Here is a 19,903-nt window from a genome sequence, read left to right as displayed (position 1 = left end):
TTGGTAGGTTACCGTGGCAGGGTGATGGACAACAAGGCGCCGTATGTCCCCGGCCACGGCCTGCTCACCGGCCGCACGGCCGTCATCACCGCCGCCGCGGGCTCCGGTATCGGCGGGGCCACCGCCCGCCGCTTCCTGGAGGAGGGCGCGCGGATCGTGGTCGGCGATGCCCATGAGCGCAGGCTCAAGGAGACGGCCGCCGCCCTCGCCGCCGAGTTCGGTACCGACCGGGTCGCCGGGCTGGTCTGCGATGTGACCGACGAGGACCAGGTGGCGGCGCTCTACGACCTCGCCGAGGAGCGCCACGGACGGCTGGACGCGGTGGTCAACAACGCCGGTCTCGGCGGCACCGCCCTGCTGACCGAGATGACCGACGCCCAGTGGGACCGGGTCATCGACGTCACGCTGAACGGCACCTTCCGCTGCACCCGCGCCGCCCTGCGCCGGATGAAGGCGGACGGACACGGCGGAGTTGTTGTCAACAACGCGTCGGTCGTCGGCTGGCGCGCCCAGGCCGGACAGGCCCACTACGCGGCGGCCAAGGCGGGCGTCATGGCGCTCACCCGCTGCGCCGCCGTCGAGGCCGCCGGATACGGGGTGCGGGTGAACGCGGTCTCGCCGAGCCTGGCCATGCATCCGCACCTGGTGAAGGTGACCACCCCCGAACTGCTGGCCGAGCTGACCGAACGGGAGGCGTTCGGCCGGTACGCCGAGCCCTGGGAGGTGGCCAACGTGATCGTCTTCCTGGCCAGCGGCTACTCCTCGTACATGACCGGGGAGACGGTGTCCGTCAGCAGCCAGCACGCATGAGGCGACAATGACCCCGTGCCGAACTCCAGCCAGAACCGCACCCCGAACAGCGAGAAGAAGACGACCGTGAGCCCGTCCCCCGAACGACGCAGCGAACTGCTCACCACGGCGGCGGAGGTGTTCGCCGCCCAGGGGTACAACGCGACCACCGTCCGCCGGATCGCGGACGCGGCGGGGATGCTCGCGGGCAGCTTGTACTACCACTTCGACTCCAAGGAGTCGATGATCGACGAGATCCTCTCCACCTTCCTCGACGAGCTGTGGGCCGGGTACGAGAAGGTGCTCGGCGCCGGACTCGGCCCGAGGGAGACCATCGAGGCGCTCGTCACCGAGTCCTTCCGGGAGATCGACCGGCACCACGCCGCCGTGGCGATCTACCAGAAGGAGGCCCGGCAGCTGGCCGCCCAGCCCCGCTTCGGCTATCTCACCGAGTCGCAGCGGAAGTTCGAACGGGCCTGGCTGGGCACGTTGGAGCGCGGGGTGGCCGAGGGGGCCTTCCGCGCCGACGTCGATATCCGGCTGGCGTACCGCTTTCTGCGCGACACCGTGTGGGTGGCCGCGTCGTGGTACCGGCCGGGCGGACACCACAGCCCCGAGGAGATCGCCCGTCAGTATCTGTCGATGGTTCTGGACGGCATCACCCCGCGGGAATGACCACCAGCGGAGAAGGAGCGACAGCGGTCATGACCGAGGCATACATCGTCGAAGCGGTACGCACCCCCGTCGGCAAGCGGAACGGCGGACTGGCCTCCGTCCACCCGGCCGACCTCGGCGCCCATGTCCTGCGGGCGCTGATGGAGCGCTCGGGCGCCGACCCGGCCGCCGTCGAGGACGTGGTCCTCGGCTGTCTGGACACGGTCGGACCGCAGGCCGGGGACATCGCGCGCACCTGCTGGCTGGCCGCCGGACTGCCGGAGGAGGTGCCGGGAGTGACGGTCGACCGGCAGTGCGGTTCCTCCCAGCAGGCGATCCACTTCGCGGCGCAGGCGGTGCTCTCCGGCACCCAGGACCTGGTGGTCGCGGGCGGGGTGCAGAACATGTCGATGGTGCCGATCGCCTTCGCCAGCCGCCAGGCGGCCGTGCCGCTCGGGATGTCCGAGGGCCCCTTCGCGGGCTCCGAGGGCTGGCGGAAGCGGTACGGCGACCGGCCGGTCAACCAGTTCTACGGCGCCGAGCTGATCGCCGAGAAGTGGGGCATCAGCCGCGAGGCGATGGAGGAGTTCGCGCTGCGCTCGCACCAGCGGGCGATACGCGCCATGGACGAGGGCCGCTTCGAGCGCGAGCTCGTGCCGTACGGGGAGGTCACCGCCGACGAGGGGCCGCGCCGGGACACCAGCCTGGCGAAGATGGCCGCCCTCAAGCCGGTCATGGAGGGCGGCCGGATCACCGCCGCCCTGTCCTCCCAGGTGTCCGACGGGGCCGCGGCGATGCTGATCGCCTCCGACCAGGCGGTGCGCGACCACGGGCTGACCCCGCGCGCCCGGATCCATCACCTCTCGGTACGCGGTGAGGACCCCATCCGGATGCTGTCCGCGCCCATCCCCGCGACCGCGCACGCGCTGCGGAAGACCGGAATGGCCATCGCCGACATCGACCTGGTGGAGATCAACGAGGCGTTCGCGCCCGTGGTGCTCGCCTGGCTGAAGGAGACCGGCGCCGACCCGGAGCGGGTCAATGCCAACGGCGGGGCCATCGCGCTCGGCCACCCCCTCGGCGCCACCGGCACCAAGCTGATGACCACCCTGCTGTATGAACTCGAGCGCACCGGCGGCCGTTACGGCCTCCAGACCATGTGCGAGGGCGGCGGCCAGGCCAACGTCACCATCCTCGAACGGCTCTGAGCGGGGTTCACCGCCGGATCGGACGTCCCCGCGTGGCGGGCTCCCGCGGCCCCGCGCATCATGACCACATGGCGTGCGGATCGACCAGTCTCTGGAACGGCGAGGCCACCTGGTTCTGCTGTGGCAACGCCTGGGGCCCGTGCGCCACCGCGGGCGGCGGGGCCTGTGGCACCTGCAAGTCCAGCAAGCTGCAGGCCGCCTGGCCCAACGCCTCCAAGGCGTGCTGGGACATCACCCGGCCGGATCTGTGCGGGGAGAAGCTGCCCCGGCGCGGCTGCGGTTCGGTGATGAAGGTGCGCCACCAGTGCTCCGGCGTCAGTGTGTGCGTCACGGTCAGCGACTGCGGTCCGCGCACCCGGAGCTTCTGCTCCGAGTCCAGTTGCTGCGACGGCACCTGCCGCACCAACCGGGTCATCGACCTCACCCCGGCCGCCTTCTCCGCGATCGGCAGTCTGAGCTCCGGCATCCTGCCGGTGGTCATCTTCGAATGAGGCGGGCGGACATGAGCGCGTACCGGACCGGCAGCCCCCTGGACCGCCGGCGCTTTCTGACCGCCGCCGCCCTCCGGGGCGCCACCGTGGTCGGCAGCGGTGTCGTGGGGGCCACCGCCCTGGGCGCCGTGGACGCCGAGGCCGCCTTCGCCGCGCCGCTGCGCTCCCTGGACCCCGCGGCCGCCGACGGTTCCTTCGTGGAGGGGCGGATCACCTGGATCGACGGCGGGCTGCTGGAGGTCGCGGGCTCCTGGGGCGAGTACGCCCGGGTCCGGGTCACCGGCGCCACCAGCGTCTGGAAGGTGCGCGCCGCCACCGCCGCGGCCATCGAGACCGGCGACGGCCTCTACGCCCGCGGTGTGCCGATGCCCGATGGCACCCTCGCCGCCGACGCGGTGTGGGTCAACATCGTCAACCTCCACACCACGGTCCGCGGGATCGAGAAGACCCGGCTGCATCTCGCCCACGGCGCCCACGAGATCGTCGGCCATGTGCTCCCCGACACCACCAGCGTCTCCTACTCCGGTGCCGCTCCCACCGCCGATCTCTCGCGGCTGCGCATCGGGCAGGACGCCCAGGTGCTCGGCGCCTGGCGGCCGTCCGACAACTCCGTGGAGCTGGTGCGGCTGTCGGTCGGGCCGGGGGCGGGACACCGCCGGTGACCACCGCCGCCACCGCGGCCGTGGACCTGGCCGCACCGCTGCTCGCCGGGGTGCTGGGGACGGCCGGTGCGGGCAAGCTCTTCGGCCGGAGGGCCGGGACCTCGGCGTCCCGCACCGCGCTGGCCCGGCTGGTGCGCGGCGGCCACCGGGCGGCCCGGGCCCTGCGCGGTCTCGGCGCCCTCGAACTGCTGCTGTGCGCGGCGCTGCTGGCGCTGCCGCCGTCGGCGGCCACGGGCGGGGCGGCCATCGCCCTCGGCGCGGGTTTCCTCGGCTATCTCGGCTACGCCCGGTACACCGCGCCCGGGTCCTCCTGCGGCTGTACGGCCGGGGACGACGGACCGGTCGGGGGCCGCGCGTTCGCCCGCGCCGCCGTGGTCCTGGTGGGCGGGGTGGCCGTCACCCTGGCCGGGCACCCCTGGTGGGCCACGGCCCCGCGCCAACCGGCCGCCACCGCGGGCGCTGTCCTCGCGGCGGTGGCCGGGGCGCTGGTCCTCGCGCCCGACCACCGGCGGCAGCCGTGGCGCACACTGCGGCTGCGGCTGACCGGGCATCCGCTCGACGGGACGCGCGCGGTCACCCGGGTGCCGGTGGCCGCCACGGTCGAACTGCTGGAACGCTCACTGGCCTGGCAGCGCGCCGCGCCCCTGGTGCGCTCGGCGCTGCTGGACCACTGGGACGACGGCGGCTGGCGCATCCTCCAGTACGCCGGGGTGCACACGGGAGACGGAGCCGCCCGGCCGGTGATGGTGCTCTTCGCCCTCGACGCGGCGGCCGGCCGCGACGCGGTGCGTGAGCCCGCGGTGCGGGTGAGTGTCCTGGACGCGGACACCGGTGAGTCCGTGGCGGTCACCGCGTAGCCGACGGGCAGGGCCCGTGGCGGGCTCAGTCGGTGAGCCCGAAGAGGACGACGAGCAGCCCGTAGCACAGGGCGACCAGCACGGCACCCGCCACATGGATCCGCAGGGTGCGTGCCCGGCCGGGCAGCAGCCAGAAGGCGAGTGCCCGGTTCACCAGGGGCATCGCCAGCCAGGTCAGGATGCTGACACTCAGGACGTTGCCGATGAACAGGGCGGCGTAGCCGGGCACCCCCGCCTCGTCGAGGCCGTAGCCCGCCGTGAGGTTGAGGATCATCACCGTCGGATAGAGGGCCAGTACCACGGACATGGCTTGTTTCCAGTTCGGCGGGATGCCCTCGTCCGCCCCCTCCCCGAAGCGGAACCAGCCGCTGAACGGTGAGCCGATCTTCCGCACGTCGTAGCGCGTGAAGTACTTCTCGCCCTCCTTCAGCAGCTTCTTCCGGGTGTCGGACTCCAGCCATGCGTCGAGGTGTTCACGGGAGTCGAAGCGGAAGACCACCACCCAGTGGTCCTGGATCCCCGGTACCGGGCGGAACAGCTCCGACCCCATGAAGCCGGGGAACTTCTCCTGGGCCTTGAGCGCCTTGTCCTGCCAGTGCAGGAAGGGCTGTTCGCTTCCGGGGCGGATCTCATGGGAGATGACCGCCGTGACGACCTCCGGCTCCTCCGCGGGCGTTCCGCCGCTGAGCACCTCCTGGGTGGGCGGTGCCTCGAACAGCGGGCGTGCCTCGTCCAGGAGCTCCTGACGGGCCTGGGACCGCAGCCAGGTGGTGAGCTGATCGATCCGGGAGAACCGGAAGACCACCACCCACTCGTTCTCCTGGCCGGGGCCCGGCGGATACAGCTCGGTGCCCTCGAAGCCGTCGAATCCGCGCGCTGTCCGGTTGGTCTTCTCCTGCCAGCGCTTGTAGTCCTCGTCGCGTCCTGGGCGGACCCTCTGCGAGGTCACCACCGTTGCCCCGGCTCCGGTGGAGCCGTGGGTTGCACGGGCATCCATGCCGAGTAGTCTAGATCAAACGGAATTTATGGGACAAACCGAGCGTTCCGCAGGGGTGCCGACACCGGCGCGCAGAGCCGAGCGGAGGTTTGACATGGCGAAGCAGGAGTTCCTGGCCGAAGCGGTGCGGCTGGCCACCGAATCCGTGGAAAACGGCTGGGGCGGCCCGTTCGGCGCCGTGATCAGCCGCAATGGCGAGATCATCGCTCGTGGACAGAACCGTGTGCTCCTGACCGGCGATCCCACCGCCCACGCGGAGATCGAGACCATCCACAAAGCGATCCAGGTGCTCAACCCCGAAGCGCCCAGCATCGACGGGGAGCACGTCAACGAGAGCACACTCGAACTCGTGCCACGCCCCGAGGGATCGCCCGACCCGGTGCCGGAGCGCGCCCGGATGCTCCAGGGCTGCGCGATATACATCAGCGGCGCACCGTGCCCGATGTGCATGAGCGCCATCTACTGGTCGCGCATCGACGCCGTCTACTTCAGCTGTGACCTGGCCGCCACCGCGAAGATCGGCTTCGATGACGCCTTTCAGTACGAGGACTTCCAGAAACCGTTGGACCAGCGCAGGATCCTGATCGAGCAGATCCACCCCGAGCTCGGCGCCGAGGCGTACAAGGCATGGATGGAAAAAGCCGACCGACACCCGTACTGAGGGGGACTCGTGGTGCGCGCGCCATCCGGCGCGCGTTTCCGCGCGCCCGGGTCCGGGCCTTCGGCGCGGACAGGGAAGTGGCGATGTCCGAGAACTCTTCCGGCTCCCCGGGGCGCGGACACCAGCACGAGCATGAGCACAAGCCCGGCCAGGAGCACCGGCATCGGCACGGCTCACCGTTCGAGCGGCTGCACCACCTGTTCCACCGCTCCCCGGCGGGCCGCGGCTGGCGGCGGGGCAGTGAGTTCGAGCTGCTGCACCGGGCGTTGGGCTTCGCCGCGCTCGGCTTTCTCACCCTGGTGCCGCTGCTCATCGTGGTCGCCGCCGCCGACCCGGTGAACCGCCACGGCTTCGCCCAGTGGCTGGCCGAGGGGCTGGGAGTGTCCGCCTCCTCGCAGGACGAGGTGAAGCAGCTGTTCGCCCCGCCGAAACGGGCACTGGAGACCACCACGGCGTTCGGTCTGGCGACCCTGGCCATCTTCGGACTGAGCTTCGGCGCGGCGGTGCAGACCGGCTACGAGAAGGTGTGGGAACTGCCCGCCGGGCGCTGGCACAACGTCTGGCGCCATCTGGTGTGGCTCGTGGTGCTCATCGCCTATCTGCTGCTGTCCTCGCATCTGGGCCCCGGTGTCAGCCGGGTGCTCATCGCCGTGGTGAGCACCGTGCTGTTCTTCTGGTGGTCGCAGCGGCTGCTGCTGGGCGGGCGGATCAGCTGGGGCGCCCTGCTGCCCGGCGCGCTGGCGACGGGCGTTGGGCTGTTCGGGCTGCGGGTCTTCTCCCAGCTGGTGTTCTCCCCGCTGATCGCCTCCAGCGCGGTCTCCTACGGCCCGGTCGGCACCGTGCTGGTCGTCCAGTCCTGGCTGGTGGGCGTCGGATACGTGGTCTTCGGCGGGGCGCTGCTGGGCCGGGTGCTGCACGAGGAGTATCTGCGGCTGGTCGCCTGGCGCCGTCAGCGGCGCAAGAGCGCACGAGCCCGGCCCTGACCTGCCCACGGCCGACGGCGGTCCGCCGCGAGCACGGTGTGCTCCCCGGCCGGAGCCGGAACGAAACCGCATTCACTCATTCGCCCCCGTCAAGCACCGAAACGACGCGCCGGTGATGCGGCCGTGCGGGCCGTGGTCAGCATGGTGCACAGGGAGACCGCGGACAACAAGTCCGCGGCACCGTGCCGTCGATGCAGATGGAGGACGCCGGGAGATGAAAGCCCAAGACAACGACCATGTGCCCGTGCTGATCGTGGGGGGATCGCTCGTCGGCCTGTCTGCATCCGTGTTTCTCGGACGCCTCGGCGTCGAACACACTCTGATCGAGCGCCACTCGGCCACCTCCGCCCATCCGCGTGGCCGCGGCAACAACATGCGGACGATGGAGTTGTACCGCACCGCGGGCCTGGAGCCGGACATCCGGGAAGCGGCGGCGATCCTGTCCAAGAACGACGGAATCCTCCAGGTGGACATCCTGTCCGGGGGCAAGCGGCGATGGATCTACCCGCGGATCACCGGCAAGCCGCCGGAGGCCGAGAAGAGCTCGACCTTCCGGTGCGCATGCAGCCAGAACGACCTGGAGCCGGTCCTTCTGGACCACGCCCGCCACCTGGGCGGCGATGTGCGTTTCAGTACGGAGCTGGTGTCCTTCACCCAGGACGAGCGCGCGGTGCACGCCGTGTTGCGCTCCCGGGACTCCGGTGAGACGTACACGGTCCACACCGACTACCTGCTGGCCGCCGACGGACCGCGCAGCCCCGCGCGCGAGCGCCTCGGGATCGGGCACACCGGACGCGGGGACCTCTTCCACAACATCAGCGTCACCTTCCGCAGCAAGGCGCTCCGCGATGTGGCGGGTGACCAGCCCTTCGTGGTGTGTTACATCACCGATCCGGCCGGGGAGGGTGTGCTGCTGCCCGTCGACAACAAGGAGCAGTGGGTCTTCCATATGCCCTGGAAGCCCGAAAGCGGGGAAACCATCGAGGACTTCACGGAAGACCGGTGTGTCGAGCACATCCGGGCGGGCGCGGGCGTCCCCGACCTGGATGTGGAGGTCACCGGGAAGGCGCCCTGGCATGCGGCGGACCGGGTGGCCGACAGCTACCGCACCGGGCGGGTGTTCCTCATGGGCGACGCCGTGCACGAGATGCCGCCCACCGGCGCGTTCGGCTCCAACACCGGTATCCAGGACGCTCACAACCTCGCCTGGAAGGTGGCCGCGGTGCTCCGCGGCTGGGCGGCCCCCGAACTGCTGGACACCTATGAGGTGGAACGCCGGCCGGTGGCGGAGGCCACCAGCGCGCGGGCCACGCTCCAGGCCTCCCTGGAACAACACCCGGGGTACTCCGCCTCCCAGTCGGCGAAGACCGGTACCGATCTGGTGACCACGGCCCTGTGTTACCGCTACCAGTCCAGCGCGGTCGTCGGCGGGGACCCGGACGCCCCCACCGTGCCGGACACCTTCGAGCTGCGCGGTGACCCCGGCACCCGCGCACCCCATATGTGGCTCACCCGCGATGGCGCGGAGGTCTCCACCATCGATCTGTACGAACGCTCCTTCGTCCTGCTCTGCGGAGAGGCCGGGGCGGACTGGCGGGCCGTCGCCCGTACGGTGGCGGAGAAGCTCGACGTCCCGATGGATGCCTGCCTCGTCGGCTCCTCCGCCGAGGCCGACCTCACGGTCCGGGGCGGTGCGGACTGGGCGGAGATCCATGGCACCACGCGGGAGGGCGCGGTGCTGGTGCGGCCGGACGGGTTTGTGGCCTGGCGGGCCCAGCGCATGCCGGCCAACGCGGAACAGGAGCTGGCGGATGTGCTGCTGGAGGTCCTCGGGCGTGGCTCGGGCCGCTGAACCCCCGCCCGGCACCGTTCCGTTCACCCTTGACGTTTCCGAGGAGTCCGATGTCACCGCTCAACACCTCAGACACAGCACTCGCCGATGACTCCGTCCCGGCGGATCGCTCCAGCACACCGCCGGGGGATGACGCACGGCGGTCACGGGTGGACGTCCACCACCACTACACCGCGCCGGAATGGCTCACCTGGGCCGAGAGCAAGGGAGTTGTCCAGCGCGGCAGGCTTCCGTGGTGGACACAGTGGGACCTGGACAGCGCGCTCACCCTGATGGACGGGGCGGGCATCCGCACCAGTGTGCTCACCGTCGCGATGCTGGGACGCCTGCGGGAGCCCCCGCTGCGCAAGGAGAGCGCCCGTGTCGCACTGCGCTCCGCGGGCGATCTCGTCAGTGCCCATCCCGAGCGCTTCGCCTTCTTCGCCCCGATCTTCCTGGACAACATGGAGCTGTCCCGCTGGTCCGTGACCTACGGCATGGACGAGCTCGGCGCGGTCGGGGTGAGCACCCGCACCAGTGTCCGCGGGACCTTCCTCGGCGATCCGTCCCATGACGCGCTGCTGGCGGAGCTCGATGAACGCTCCGCCGTCATCAGCACCCACCCCATGGAACTGCCCGGCGACGAGGCCGGGTTGCCGGGAGTGCCGCCGTTCCTGTGCGACTTCCTGATGGACACCACCCGTGCCGCCATCAGCCTCATCGTCAACGGGACACTGGACCGCTACCCGAACCTCACCTTCATCCTGCCGCACGGCGGTGGTTTCCTCCCGTATCTCGCAAGCCGTCTGGAGACCTTCAGCGATCAGCTCACCCCGAAGGTGGAGGGCTCCCGGGTCCGCGACTATCTGCATCGCTTCTACTACGACACCGCGGGCCCCATGTCCCCCTCCGCCACCCCCAGTCTGCTGTCGGCCGTGGACGCTTCCCGGATCCTCTACGGGAGCGACTGGCCGCCGACCCCGACCCGTGTCGTCACGGATGTCACGGCGCCCGCTCTCGACAACGACCCGGCACTCAACGGGACCCAGCGGCGCGGTATCAACAGGGACAACGCCTGCCGTCTGCTGCCCGCGCTGTCGCGGGCCACGGTGCGCGAATGACTAACCGCGCGCCGGAGCGCTGAGCCGGCGCAGCACGAGCAGCCCGCCGATGCCCGGGATCAGGGAGAGCAGCTTCACCTGCCCGCCCGCTCCCGGGCGTCGGACGGTGGCGATGATGACGAACAGATAGGCACAGCCGTGGACCGGCCCCATCGCCGAGGAGACGGCGGGCCAGTGTGCGGTGGCCAGATTGGACAGCAGCACGATCAGCGAAGCCAGTTCGACGGCGGCGGCGATTCGCAGCGGACGTGTGGTGGTTTCCATCGTCACGCTCCGGTGGTGGAGCCGGGGCGGACGATCATCAGTACGGTGACCGTGGCCCACAGCAGATTGAACATCCCGGTGTACATCGCCAGCCGTGCCGTTGTCCGGCGGGCCCCGGCGGCGTCCCCGGTGTCTGCCGCCGGAGCGGGGTCCGTACCGCCGCTGCCGGTGTCCGCCGCACCGGCCGGCCCGGCGAGGATCGCGCCCTGGCGGGGCAGCATCAGCCCGGCGAGCACGGCCGCCGCGAGCCCGGTGAGCACGATGGAGACGATCAGCCAGGTGTCCCTCAGGACACCCAGGCTGTTGGCGGTCGCCAGCCCGAAGACGGGCACCACCACCCCCACGGCGGCGTACACCCGGCACACCCGGTGCAGGGTGCGCAGCACGGCGGTCGCCCGGACGTCCCCGGGCGCGGACAGGGCCGTGCGGGCGGCGGCGGGGAACATACTGGCCGCCACGGTCACCGGACCGACCGCGATGATCGCGGCCAGTACATGCACGGCGAGCAGGAATTTCGTCACAGCGGCAGTGCTTCCTTCGTCACGGTTGCGGAACCTTCGCAGGTACGGAACGGAACGCCCCGAACGGGGCGCCGCCGCCGACGCTAGCCCTGGTACGCGATCATGAGCAGTGGCGTGATTGCCATGCTTCAACGGATTCTCGCCAGCTGTGGATCCCGCGCCCGTCCCGCCCCGGGCCCGTCCCGGGCGGCATAAGTGATCGCGTCCGCGCCCGTGCGCCTGGCATGCTGGCGGTGTGAACGGACCGGAGATCCACCTCAGCCTCGCCCCCGAACTGCGGTTTTTCGCCGTCCCGGAACGGCGCCGCGCAGGGACGGCCCTCGTCACCGACGGAGCCTCCACTCTCGGGCATGTGATCGAGTCGGTCGGGGTCCCGCTCACCGAGGTCGGCGCCCTGCTCGTGGACGGCCGGGAGACCCCGGTGTCGCATGTGCCGCGCGCGGGGGAGACCGTCGAGGTGCGCCCGGTGGTCCGGCCGCAGCGGGTGCCGGGCGCCCCGCTGCGCTTCCTGCTCGATGTGCACCTGGGCACGCTCGCACGGCGGCTGCGGCTGCTGGGCGTGGACGCCGCGTACGAGAGCGAGGACATCGGGGATCCGGCGCTCGCCGCGCTCTCCGCCTCCCAGCGCCGGGTGATGCTCTCCCGCGACCGGGGGCTGCTGCGGAGGCGCGAGCTGTGGGCGGGGGCGTACGTCTACAGCGACCGTCCCCATGAGCAACTGCGCGATGTGCTCGGCCGGTTCACCCCGCCCCTGGCGCCGTGGACCCGCTGCACCGCCTGCAACGGACCGCTGGAGGACGCCGACAAGGAAGCGGTCCGGGAACAGCTGGAGCATGGCACCCGGCGCACCTACGACGTCTTCGCCCGGTGCACCGCCTGTGAGCGCGTCTACTGGCGCGGCGCCCACCACGCCCGGCTGGAGGCCATCGTGGCCGGCGCGGTCGAGGAGTTCGGCGGCGCGGCGCCCGCGCTGTCCGAGGTCCCGGCCCCATAAGGGCCACGGTGTCCGCCGTCCCCGGTGGCTGACCGGCCCCTGGGGCGCGCACATGCGCGCGCCGCGGCCCGAACGTAGTCTGGCGCTATGCCCGAGCTGCCCGATGTCGAGGGGTTCCGGCGCACGCTGGCCTCCTGCGCACAGGGCCGCCGCGTCGAGCGGGTCGACGTGGCCGACCCGGGCGTGCTGCACGGCGTGACACCGGGGCGGCTGCGGCGCGCACTGGAAGGCCGCCGCTTCGCCGCGCCCCGGCGGCACGGCAAGTGGCTGATCGCCCCCACCGACGGACCTTCGCTGCTGCTGCACTTCGGGATGACTGGAGGGCTGGTCTGCGCCGAGGAGGGGGCGGAGCCCGGCCGGTTCGAGCGGGTGGCCCTCACCCTCGACGACGGCCGCCGCCTCGGCTACGAGGACCAGCGCAAGCTGCGCGGCATCTGGCTCGCCGCCACCGACAGCGACATCGACCGCATCCTCGGCCCCCAGGGACCCGACGCGCTCACCCTGGACCGGGCCGGACTCGACGAACGGCTGGCGGACCGGCGCGGGGGTGTCAAGGCCACCCTGATCGACCAGTCCGTCGTCGCCGGACTCGGCAATCTGCTCGGCGACGAGATCCTGTGGCGGGCCCGGATCCACCCCCAACACCGCGCGGACACACTGGAACCGGACGAACGCCGACGGCTCCACACCGCGATGCGCCAGGTGCTGCGCACCTCCGTACGGGCGGGACAGGTGCCCGCCCGGTCCGGCTGGCTCACCGGCCACCGAGACGACCCCGATCCACACTGTCCGCGCTGTGGCCGCCCGCTGCGCCGCGGCCGGATCGCGGGACGTACCAGCACCTGGTGCCCGCACTGCCAGCCGGACGGCTCCTGATCCCCGCCCGCGCCGGGACGGGCGCCCGTCACCCCCGCCAGGCGGTGTAGAAGAGCACATCGCCCGCCTTGAGCCGGTATTCGGGTTCGGCCCGGGTGGCCGTCAGCTCGAGGTCCAGCAGCCGTCCGTCGTCCGGGTCGAGGACGACCAGATACCGGCCGCCGCTCTCGGCGGACAACCGGAACCCCTGCCCTTCCCGCCCCAGCCGGTCGGTGACCCGGCCCGCCGGGCGCATCCCCTCGACCCGGGACAGCAGGGTGGCGATGTCCGCGATCTGGCGCGGGCCCAATGTCCACACCGACTGGAACGACTGGACGGCCGAGAGCAGCGACGCCGGGTCCTTGTCCGCGCCGGGCAACCACGCGGCGAGATAGGAGCGCAACTCGGCGACACCGGTCGGAGGGGCCTCGAAGTAGTCCTGGTTGGCCCCGTAGGTGCCCTTCGGATAGTTCTCCCGGCGCAGCACCTTGCCGTCGTGGACGGTACGGGGCGGCGTACTGTCATCGATGACCGGACGGCCCGGATAGCGCGGATCGGTGGCCACTTCGAGCCGGGAGCCGCTGCCGTCCGCGTTCCAGCGGGTCAGCGACTCCACGGGTGTCGTCACCGTGTCCTTCCCCGGCTCCATCCCCATCGACCAGCTCTGCACATGGCTGCCCATGACACTCTTGCCCGGGGTCTCCTTTGCCGCCGCACGCGCCCGCCGGGCGATCTCCGCCAGCGGTACATCGGCACGGGAAGCATGTGCCACCAGCGGGCGGGGCGCGGCCACCAGGTCGGCGGCGGTGGCCGCCGGGGCGCCGCCGCCCGGAACGGTCAGCGCGAGGGCGAGGACGGCGGCCGCCGCCACGGCCTCGATGGCGAGCAGCCTGAGCCGGACGGTACGGCGCCGCCGCTGGAGGCCCAGCCTCCGCAGCAGCAGTTCGGCGCGGGCGTCCAGCGGGCGGTCCCGCCAGGGCCCGGTCTCGGCGGACACGGGATCAGCGTCGCGCAGGAGTTCCAGTTCATCGGTCATGGCCGTCCGTCCTTGTCGCTCGCCGTGTTGCCTGTCGTCCCGCTCGCGCACCCCAGCGCGACCGGATCCGTACGCCGCAGCCGATCGATCTCCGTCCGCAGCCGCCGCCGTGCCCGGTGCAGCCGCATGGCCGCCGCCGACCGGCCGCACCCCAGCACCGTGCTCACCTCGTCGAGGGACAACTCCTCCCAGGTCGTCAGCCGCAGCACCTCCTGATCGGCCTCGCCGAGCCGGGCCAGCGCCTCCAGCACCCAGGAGCCCGGCCGTTCCGCATCGGGGGCCGGCACCGTGCGCGGGCCGCGGGTCATCTCGTGATGCCCCAGTCTGGCCAGCAGTCTGCGATAGCGGCCCCGGCCGCGCACGGTGTTGGCCAGACAGTGCCGGGCCACGCCGTACAGCCACGGCAGCGGTGGGTCGGGCAGTTCGGCACGGCGCCGCCAGGCCACCGCGAAGACCTCGGCGACCACCTCCTCGACATCGGCCGTCTGGTCGCCGAGGCGTCGTGCCACGAAGCGGCTGACCGCCCAGTAATGCTCGCGATAGGCGGCGTCGAAGGCTTCGTCGGTGCTCATGATCGGTACGTGTCCGGCACGGCCCCGATCATCACACCTGTCGAGAAGAAATATTTCAGCGGCCTGCCGGTGACGATGCGCAGGGTGCCGGACACCTACCGGACATGAGTCACAACAGTGTTGTCGCGGCACCGCCGGAGGCCCTCCCGGCCCGCCGCACCCGACCCGGGTCCGCGGTCGTCCGGTGGCTGACCACCACCGACCACAAGACGATCGGCACCCTCTATCTCGTCACCTCGTTCGCGTTCTTCTGCATCGGCGGGGTCATGGCGCTGCTGATGCGCGCCGAGTTGGCCCGCCCCGGTCTGCAACTGATGTCGAACGAGCAGTTCAACCAGGCGTTCACCATGCATGGCACGATCATGCTGCTGATGTTCGCCACCCCGCTGTTCGCGGGCTTCGCCAACTGGATCATGCCGTTGCAGATCGGTGCGCCCGATGTGGCGTTCCCGCGGCTGAACATGTTCGCGTACTGGCTGTACCTCTTCGGCTCGCTGATCGCGGTGGGCGGCTTCCTCACTCCCCAGGGCGCGGCCGACTTCGGCTGGTTCGCCTACTCCCCGCTGTCGGACGCGGCCCGTTCACCGGGGGTGGGCACGGACATGTGGATCATGGGTCTGGCCTTCTCCGGCTTCGGCACGATCCTCGGCTCGGTCAACTTCATCACCACCATCATCTGCATGCGCGCTCCGGGCATGACGATGTTCCGGATGCCGATCTTCACCTGGAACGTCCTGCTCACCGGAGTGCTGGTGCTGCTGGCCTTCCCGGTGCTGGCCGCCGCGCTGTTCGCCCTGGAGGCGGACCGTAAATTCGGGGCGCACATCTTCGACGCGGCCAACGGCGGGGCGCTGCTCTGGCAGCACCTCTTCTGGTTCTTCGGCCATCCAGAGGTGTACATCATCGCGCTGCCGTTCTTCGGGATCATTTCCGAGGTCATTCCGGTCTTCTCCCGCAAGCCGATGTTCGGTTACATCTCGCTGATCGCCGCGACGATATCCATCGCCGGTCTGTCGGTCACCGTCTGGGCACACCACATGTATGTGACGGGTGGTGTGCTCCTGCCGTTCTTCTCCTTCATGACGCTGCTGATCGCCGTTCCGACCGGTATCAAGTTCTTCAACTGGATCGGCACCATGTGGAAGGGGTCGCTGAGCTTCGAGACACCCATGCTGTGGGCCATGGGCTTCCTCATCACCTTTGTCTTCGGCGGACTCACCGGTGTCATCCTGGCCTCGGCACCCCTGGACTTCCACGTCTCCGACACCTACTTCGTGGTCGCCCACTTCCACTACGTCATCTTCGGCACCGTGGTCTTCGCGATGTTCGCCGGCTTCCACTTCTGGTGGCCGAAGTTCACCGGCAAGATGCTGGACGAGCGGCTCGGGAAAATCACCTTCTGGACGCTCTTCCTCGGCTTCCACGGCACCTTCCTGGTCCAGCACTGGCTGGGCACGGAAGGAATGCAGCGCAGGATCCCCGACTACCTGGCCGCCGAGGGCCTCACGACCCTCAACACCCTCTCCACCGTCAGCTCCTTCGTGCTGGGCCTGTCGATCCTGCCGTTCTTCTACAACATCTGGAAGACGGCCAAGTACGGCGAGAAGGTCGAGACCGACGACCCGTGGGGCTACGGCCGTTCGCTGGAGTGGGCCACCTCCTGCCCGCCGCCGCGCCACAACTTCGCGGCGCTGCCGAAGATCCGCTCCGAATCCCCCGCCTTCGACCTCCACCACCCCGATCCCGTGCCCGACGCCGAACAGAAGGAGACCGTGGCGTGAGCGCCGCCGGAGCCACCGGGTCCGGGGGCGTCGCCGCCGGAATCAACCGCATCGAGGGCTATCTGCTGCTCCACCGGGAACGCGACACCGCCCGGGAGCGGGCACGCCGCTTCACCGGGCGGATGGAATGGCTGACCTCAGCCCAGCGGGCGGAGGTCGAACGCCTCTATGTCCAGGACCAGTTGACCGTCACCGAGCAGAACCTGCGGCAGGTGGCGCAGCGCTGCGAAGAGCTCCGGGCCGAGTACCAGGAGGTCTATCGCGCGCTGCGCCACCGTCTGCTGGTGGGCTGGCTACTGGGTGGCCTTGTCCTTCTCCTCGCGGTCACCGCTCCCGGGCTTGCCGGGCGGTAGTCCGGTGTTCCTCGGCCCCGGGGACGGCGGCTCCCCCTCCCCCATCCCGGGTTCGATGTCGAATCCGGACGGGGGAGTGTCGCGCAGCGCCTGGTTGGTGTAGGCGTTCCACATCGAGGCCACCTGGCGCTTACTGGTGTGCGGCAGCCTGATTGGCTTCTTGGTCTCGGCATTCTCGCCGAACAGGGCCATGGAGGTGACCAGTTCGGGGGTGTAGCCGATGTACCAGGACGCCTTCTTGTCGTCGGAGACCCCGCCCTTGCTCGCGACGGGCCGCTGGACGGACCCTGCCGCGGGCGGGCGGTCGGGGAGCAGCGAGCGGGTGACCAGGTCGGCCGTGCCCCGCCCGATCGCCTGGTCGCCCACCGCCTGCGGCAGCCGCGCCGTCTCGTCGCCGCGTTCGGCCGACTTCACCAGGGACGGGGTGACCTTCTTGCCGTGCTGGTTGAACGAGGCGTAGACCCCGGCCATCCGCAGCGGACTGGACCCCATCAGCCCCAGCCGCACCGACTGCTCGGACCGGAAGCCGTCGCCCTCGGTGTCCATGCCGAGCTTGCCGGCGGTGCGGCGCACCGAGGCCGGTGATCCGGGCTCGGTGCTGTCCTCCAGTTTGCCGTCCATCGCCGAGCCGAAGGAGACCGGTTCGAAGACCGGACCCACCTGGTAGTCGCCGCGGGTGGCGTTGTTCAGGTAGTGCTTGGTGTAGTCCCGGCCGCCGTAGAGCGCGAGGACCCGGCCGTTTCTCGGGTCCACCGAGACCGCGCCGCCCTGGATGTTCTTCGTGTCCCCGCCCGACTTGCCGTCGGCGTCGGGCTTCCCGAGCGCCAGCGCCATGGACTCCTCCAGAGCCCGCTGCTTGGCGCGATCCACGTTGAGCGTGATCGTCCAGCCTCCGGCGGCGAGTTCCTGCTCGCTGACGCCCGAGGCGATCAGCTCATTGCGAGCCGCGTCGACCAGATATCCGGCCCGGCCGCCGAGGCCGGGGGCGGGCTTGGGCGCTACGGGCGCGGGGAAGTGCATTTTCCGCCGTTCCGCCCGGTCCAGCCAGCCCATCTCGACCATGTTGTTGAGCACGTAGTTCCAGCGCTGCACGACCATCCGTTTGCCCGTCGGACTCGCCACCGCCAAGTCGTACTGGCTGGGGGCCTGCACCAGCGCCGCCAGATAGGCGCCTTCCTCGACCGTGAGGTCACCGACCTCCTTGTCGTAGTAGGCGCGGGCCGCGGCCTGGATACCGTAGGCCACCCGCCCGAAGTAACTGGTGTTCAGATATCCGGCGAGGATGTCGTCCTTGGAGTTGCGCTGGTCGACCTTGAGCGAGATCACCAGCTCCTTGATCTTGCGGGTGACCGTCTGTTCCTGGCTCAGGTAGTAGTTCTTGACGTACTGCTGGGTGATGGTCGAACCGCCCTGTGCGCCCTTCCCGGACACGGTGTTGGCCATGCCGCGCAGCACACCCATCGGATCGACGCCCGAGTCCTGGTAGAAGGACTTGTTCTCGGCGGCGACAAAGGCGCGCTGCACCGGCTTGGGCACCTTGCTGATGGGCACCGACTCACGGTTGATATCGCCCGTGCGGGCCAGGATCGTACCGTCGCTGAACTTGTACACATTGCTCTCCGCCTTCGCCTGGGCATTGGCCTGGGGGATGTCGATGGCGTAGTAGAGCACCGTGAACGCCCCGATGAGCAGGGTGAACAGGGAGAGGATGTAGATCAGCAGCTTCCGCCAGGTGAAGAAGCGGCGTATCCCGGTCCGCCGCACCGGCCGCTTCCGCCGCCGTCTGGGGCGCCCGGCATCTTCCGCCCGCTTCTCCTCGCGCGCCTCCGCCTGATCCGGCGAGCGCCGTGCGCGTAGAGCCGTGAGCGGACCTGTCATACCGGGAGCACCTCCGTCGACCCCGCCGTGCGGGGTGCGCGGCGGGCCGCGGCCATCCTCCGGAGGGAAGATCTTCGGATCCACACCACGAGGTCTCGGCCCGGAAACGGTAAACGCTCGACTACTGCTCGATTGTGTATCAGTCGTGTATCGGCCCGCGGGCAGGGCCGTTGGGAAGCCGGAGCGTGGCCACCGCGCCGCCGTCCGGCGCGTTGCCGAACTCCAGCGCCGCGCCGATCACCCGCGCCTGCCCGACCGCGATGGTCAGCCCCAGGCCATGGCCGCGACCGCGCTCACGGACGCCGGTACGGAACCGCTGCGGACCCTCCTCCAGCAGATCGTCCGGGTACCCGGAGCCGTGATCCCGTACGGTCACCGTCCTGCCGTCCTCGGCCACCGTCACCTCGACCGGCTCCTGGCCGTGCCGATGGGCGTTGACCACCAGATTGGCCACGATGCGCTCCAGACGGCGGGGATCGGTGCACACCGTCGCATGGTGCTCCCGGGCGCTCGCCGGGGTGCGCAACCGGGCGGAGAGCCCCGTACGAGCGATCGCCTCCTCCAGTACGGGGCCGAGGGGGCAGGGTGACAGATCGGCCTCCTCCGCCCCCGCGTCCAGCCGTGAGATCTCGAGCAGATCCTCGACCAGGATGCTCAGCACCCGCACCCGGTCCCGTACATAACCGGCCGCCTCACCGGACGGCAGCAGTTCGGCCGAGGTGACCAGGCCCATCAGCGGGGTACGCAGCTCATGCGCCACATCGGCGGTGAACCGCTGCTCCCCGCGCAGCCGTTCCTGGAGCGCCGCCGCCATCGAGTCCACGGCCCCGGAGATCTCGGCGATCTCGTCGTGGGGACGCCGGGCGGCCGAGATCCGGGCGTCCAGATCACCGGCGGCGATCCGGCGCGCGGTGGCCGCCGCGGTCCGCAGTCTGCGGCTCATCCGCCCGGCGGTCACCACCCCCAGCGGCAGCACCACGGCGGTGGTCACCAGACCGGCCAGGATGATGTTGCCGTCCAGCGCGCTGATGTCCCGCATGGGGGTGCTCATATCGATGTGCACGGAGAGCACATGGCCGTCCGGGGCGGGCCGTGCCGCCCACATCGCGGGCCCGCCGGGGCCGTTGGTGAACTGGGTGCCCTGATGGCGCCGTTCGACCAGCCGCCGCAGACCGTCGGGTATCCCCGGCGCGTCCATGACGGCGCCGGAGCCCTGGACACCGCCGGTGCGGGCGTAGACGAGGGCGGCCCGGTCGAGGGTGGTCCGGGCGGTGTCGCGCGCCTGGGACAGCTCGCGGTCCCGTGAGGCCTGGTGCACCATCACCCCGACCGCCGCTGCCACGGCGCAGGTGGCCGCCGCCACCAGCGCGGCGATGCGCCAACGCAGAGGCATGA

Annotated in this window: 21 protein-coding genes; 14 read left to right on the top strand and 7 right to left on the bottom strand. The window is 70.8% G+C overall.

Going from position 1 to position 19,903, the window contains the following annotated elements; translation table 11 throughout:
* Positions 1-24: 24 nt before the first annotated feature.
* The 6 genes from JK363_RS18875 (at position 25) to JK363_RS18850 (ending at position 4,661) form a co-directional block, all read left to right on the top strand.
* Positions 25-810: an SDR family oxidoreductase gene (locus JK363_RS18875; protein WP_201876318.1), complete on the top strand. Its 786-nt coding sequence runs from the start codon at positions 25-27 to the stop codon at positions 808-810.
* A gap of 15 nt (positions 811-825) precedes the next feature.
* The gene (locus JK363_RS18870; protein ID WP_307821781.1) at positions 826-1,464 is read left to right on the top strand and encodes a TetR/AcrR family transcriptional regulator; all 639 of its coding nucleotides are present in this window, start codon (positions 826-828) and stop codon (positions 1,462-1,464) included.
* Between the two features lie 29 nt (positions 1,465-1,493).
* Positions 1,494-2,651, top strand: coding sequence for an acetyl-CoA C-acetyltransferase (locus JK363_RS18865; RefSeq protein WP_201876105.1), 1,158 nt, complete (start codon positions 1,494-1,496; stop codon positions 2,649-2,651).
* A 68-nt stretch (positions 2,652-2,719) separates the two neighbouring features.
* Positions 2,720-3,142, top strand: coding sequence for a septal ring lytic transglycosylase RlpA family protein (locus JK363_RS18860; RefSeq protein ID WP_201876104.1), 423 nt, complete (start codon positions 2,720-2,722; stop codon positions 3,140-3,142).
* Between the two features lie 11 nt (positions 3,143-3,153).
* On the top strand, positions 3,154-3,804 hold the full coding sequence (locus JK363_RS18855; protein ID WP_201876103.1) for a cell wall protein: 651 nt from the start codon (positions 3,154-3,156) through the stop codon (positions 3,802-3,804).
* Positions 3,801-4,661 carry a MauE/DoxX family redox-associated membrane protein gene (locus JK363_RS18850; protein ID WP_307821780.1) on the top strand — a complete coding sequence of 287 codons (861 nt, stop codon included), beginning with the start codon at positions 3,801-3,803 and terminating at the stop codon, positions 4,659-4,661. The genes JK363_RS18855 and JK363_RS18850 overlap by 4 nt, the downstream gene beginning before the upstream one ends.
* 25 nt (positions 4,662-4,686) lie before the next feature.
* On the opposite strand, the gene JK363_RS18845 is transcribed toward JK363_RS18850, so the two are convergent.
* Complete coding sequence (locus JK363_RS18845; protein WP_215911058.1) at positions 4,687-5,658, bottom strand: antibiotic biosynthesis monooxygenase; 972 nt, start codon at positions 5,656-5,658, stop codon at positions 4,687-4,689.
* A 94-nt stretch (positions 5,659-5,752) separates the two neighbouring features.
* On the opposite strand from JK363_RS18845, the gene JK363_RS18840 reads away from it, so the two are divergent.
* The 4 genes from JK363_RS18840 to JK363_RS18825 all read left to right on the top strand — a co-directional run bounded on the left by JK363_RS18840 (position 5,753) and on the right by JK363_RS18825 (position 10,254).
* Positions 5,753-6,319: a nucleoside deaminase gene (locus JK363_RS18840; protein ID WP_201876102.1), complete on the top strand. Its 567-nt coding sequence runs from the start codon at positions 5,753-5,755 to the stop codon at positions 6,317-6,319.
* 83 nt (positions 6,320-6,402) lie between these two features.
* Positions 6,403-7,302: a YhjD/YihY/BrkB family envelope integrity protein gene (locus JK363_RS18835; RefSeq protein WP_236075932.1), complete on the top strand. Its 900-nt coding sequence runs from the start codon at positions 6,403-6,405 to the stop codon at positions 7,300-7,302.
* Between the two features lie 214 nt (positions 7,303-7,516).
* A complete protein-coding gene (locus tag JK363_RS18830; protein WP_201876101.1) occupies positions 7,517-9,154 on the top strand; it encodes an FAD-dependent monooxygenase in 1,638 nt (545 codons plus the stop codon).
* A gap of 50 nt (positions 9,155-9,204) precedes the next feature.
* The gene (locus JK363_RS18825) at positions 9,205-10,254 is read left to right on the top strand and encodes an amidohydrolase family protein (protein WP_201876100.1); all 1,050 of its coding nucleotides are present in this window, start codon (positions 9,205-9,207) and stop codon (positions 10,252-10,254) included.
* On the opposite strand, the gene JK363_RS18820 is transcribed toward JK363_RS18825, so the two are convergent.
* Together JK363_RS18820 and JK363_RS18815 are read right to left on the bottom strand one after the other, a co-directional pair.
* Positions 10,255-10,518: a DUF3817 domain-containing protein gene (locus tag JK363_RS18820; RefSeq protein ID WP_201876099.1), complete on the bottom strand. Its 264-nt coding sequence runs from the start codon at positions 10,516-10,518 to the stop codon at positions 10,255-10,257.
* A 2-nt stretch (positions 10,519-10,520) separates the two neighbouring features.
* Complete coding sequence (locus JK363_RS18815; protein WP_201876098.1) at positions 10,521-11,039, bottom strand: protease; 519 nt, start codon at positions 11,037-11,039, stop codon at positions 10,521-10,523.
* Between the two features lie 235 nt (positions 11,040-11,274).
* On the opposite strand from JK363_RS18815, the gene JK363_RS18810 reads away from it, so the two are divergent.
* Complete coding sequence (locus tag JK363_RS18810; RefSeq protein WP_201876097.1) at positions 11,275-12,033, top strand: Mut7-C RNAse domain-containing protein; 759 nt, start codon at positions 11,275-11,277, stop codon at positions 12,031-12,033.
* An 87-nt stretch (positions 12,034-12,120) separates the two neighbouring features.
* Positions 12,121-12,909 carry an Fpg/Nei family DNA glycosylase gene (locus tag JK363_RS18805; protein ID WP_201876096.1) on the top strand — a complete coding sequence of 263 codons (789 nt, stop codon included), beginning with the start codon at positions 12,121-12,123 and terminating at the stop codon, positions 12,907-12,909.
* 28 nt (positions 12,910-12,937) lie between these two features.
* Here the strand turns inward: JK363_RS18805 and JK363_RS18800 are convergent, their stop codons facing one another.
* Together JK363_RS18800 and JK363_RS18795 are read right to left on the bottom strand one after the other, a co-directional pair.
* Positions 12,938-13,924: a CU044_5270 family protein gene (locus tag JK363_RS18800; RefSeq protein WP_201876095.1), complete on the bottom strand. Its 987-nt coding sequence runs from the start codon at positions 13,922-13,924 to the stop codon at positions 12,938-12,940.
* Entirely contained in the window at positions 13,921-14,496 is a 576-nt protein-coding gene (locus JK363_RS18795) for an RNA polymerase sigma factor (RefSeq protein ID WP_201876094.1), read from the bottom strand. The genes JK363_RS18800 and JK363_RS18795 overlap by 4 nt, the downstream gene beginning before the upstream one ends.
* Positions 14,497-14,600: 104 nt before the next feature.
* On the opposite strand from JK363_RS18795, the gene ctaD reads away from it, so the two are divergent.
* On the top strand, positions 14,601-16,277 hold the full coding sequence (gene ctaD / locus JK363_RS18790) for an aa3-type cytochrome oxidase subunit I (RefSeq protein ID WP_201876093.1): 1,677 nt from the start codon (positions 14,601-14,603) through the stop codon (positions 16,275-16,277).
* A complete protein-coding gene (locus tag JK363_RS18785) occupies positions 16,274-16,630 on the top strand; it encodes a hypothetical protein (protein ID WP_201876092.1) in 357 nt (118 codons plus the stop codon). The genes ctaD and JK363_RS18785 overlap by 4 nt, the downstream gene beginning before the upstream one ends.
* Here JK363_RS18785 and JK363_RS18780 read toward each other — a convergent pair.
* Both JK363_RS18780 and JK363_RS18775 read right to left on the bottom strand, forming a co-directional pair.
* Positions 16,571-18,508, bottom strand: coding sequence for a transglycosylase domain-containing protein (locus tag JK363_RS18780; RefSeq protein WP_201876091.1), 1,938 nt, complete (start codon positions 18,506-18,508; stop codon positions 16,571-16,573). The genes JK363_RS18785 and JK363_RS18780 overlap by 60 nt on opposite strands.
* A gap of 139 nt (positions 18,509-18,647) precedes the next feature.
* Positions 18,648-19,901, bottom strand: coding sequence for a sensor histidine kinase (locus JK363_RS18775; RefSeq protein WP_201876090.1), 1,254 nt, complete (start codon positions 19,899-19,901; stop codon positions 18,648-18,650).
* Positions 19,902-19,903: the final 2 nt, after the last annotated feature.

Origin of the sequence: Streptomyces coffeae, assembly GCF_016741875.1 — a bacterium.
GTDB classification, from domain to species: domain Bacteria; phylum Actinomycetota; class Actinomycetes; order Streptomycetales; family Streptomycetaceae; genus Streptomyces; species Streptomyces coffeae.
This window is presented reverse-complemented; position numbering and strand designations above follow the sequence as displayed.

Coding starts and splice junctions, on each gene's coding strand:
- JK363_RS18805 (WP_201876096.1), top strand. CDS start 12,121: ATGCCCGAGCTGCCCGATGTCGAGGGGTTCCGGCGCACGCTGGCCTCC.
- JK363_RS18795 (WP_201876094.1), bottom strand. CDS start 14,496: ATGAGCACCGACGAAGCCTTCGACGCCGCCTATCGCGAGCATTACTGG.
- JK363_RS18780 (WP_201876091.1), bottom strand. CDS start 18,508: ATGACAGGTCCGCTCACGGCTCTACGCGCACGGCGCTCGCCGGATCAG.
- JK363_RS18865 (WP_201876105.1), top strand. CDS start 1,494: ATGACCGAGGCATACATCGTCGAAGCGGTACGCACCCCCGTCGGCAAG.
- JK363_RS18845 (WP_215911058.1), bottom strand. CDS start 5,658: ATGGATGCCCGTGCAACCCACGGCTCCACCGGAGCCGGGGCAACGGTG.
- JK363_RS18830 (WP_201876101.1), top strand. CDS start 7,517: ATGAAAGCCCAAGACAACGACCATGTGCCCGTGCTGATCGTGGGGGGA.
- JK363_RS18800 (WP_201876095.1), bottom strand. CDS start 13,924: ATGACCGATGAACTGGAACTCCTGCGCGACGCTGATCCCGTGTCCGCC.
- JK363_RS18775 (WP_201876090.1), bottom strand. CDS start 19,901: ATGCCTCTGCGTTGGCGCATCGCCGCGCTGGTGGCGGCGGCCACCTGC.
- JK363_RS18855 (WP_201876103.1), top strand. CDS start 3,154: ATGAGCGCGTACCGGACCGGCAGCCCCCTGGACCGCCGGCGCTTTCTG.
- JK363_RS18875 (WP_201876318.1), top strand. CDS start 25: ATGGACAACAAGGCGCCGTATGTCCCCGGCCACGGCCTGCTCACCGGC.
- JK363_RS18860 (WP_201876104.1), top strand. CDS start 2,720: ATGGCGTGCGGATCGACCAGTCTCTGGAACGGCGAGGCCACCTGGTTC.
- JK363_RS18820 (WP_201876099.1), bottom strand. CDS start 10,518: ATGGAAACCACCACACGTCCGCTGCGAATCGCCGCCGCCGTCGAACTG.
- JK363_RS18835 (WP_236075932.1), top strand. CDS start 6,403: ATGTCCGAGAACTCTTCCGGCTCCCCGGGGCGCGGACACCAGCACGAG.
- JK363_RS18840 (WP_201876102.1), top strand. CDS start 5,753: ATGGCGAAGCAGGAGTTCCTGGCCGAAGCGGTGCGGCTGGCCACCGAA.
- JK363_RS18825 (WP_201876100.1), top strand. CDS start 9,205: ATGTCACCGCTCAACACCTCAGACACAGCACTCGCCGATGACTCCGTC.
- ctaD (WP_201876093.1), top strand. CDS start 14,601: ATGAGTCACAACAGTGTTGTCGCGGCACCGCCGGAGGCCCTCCCGGCC.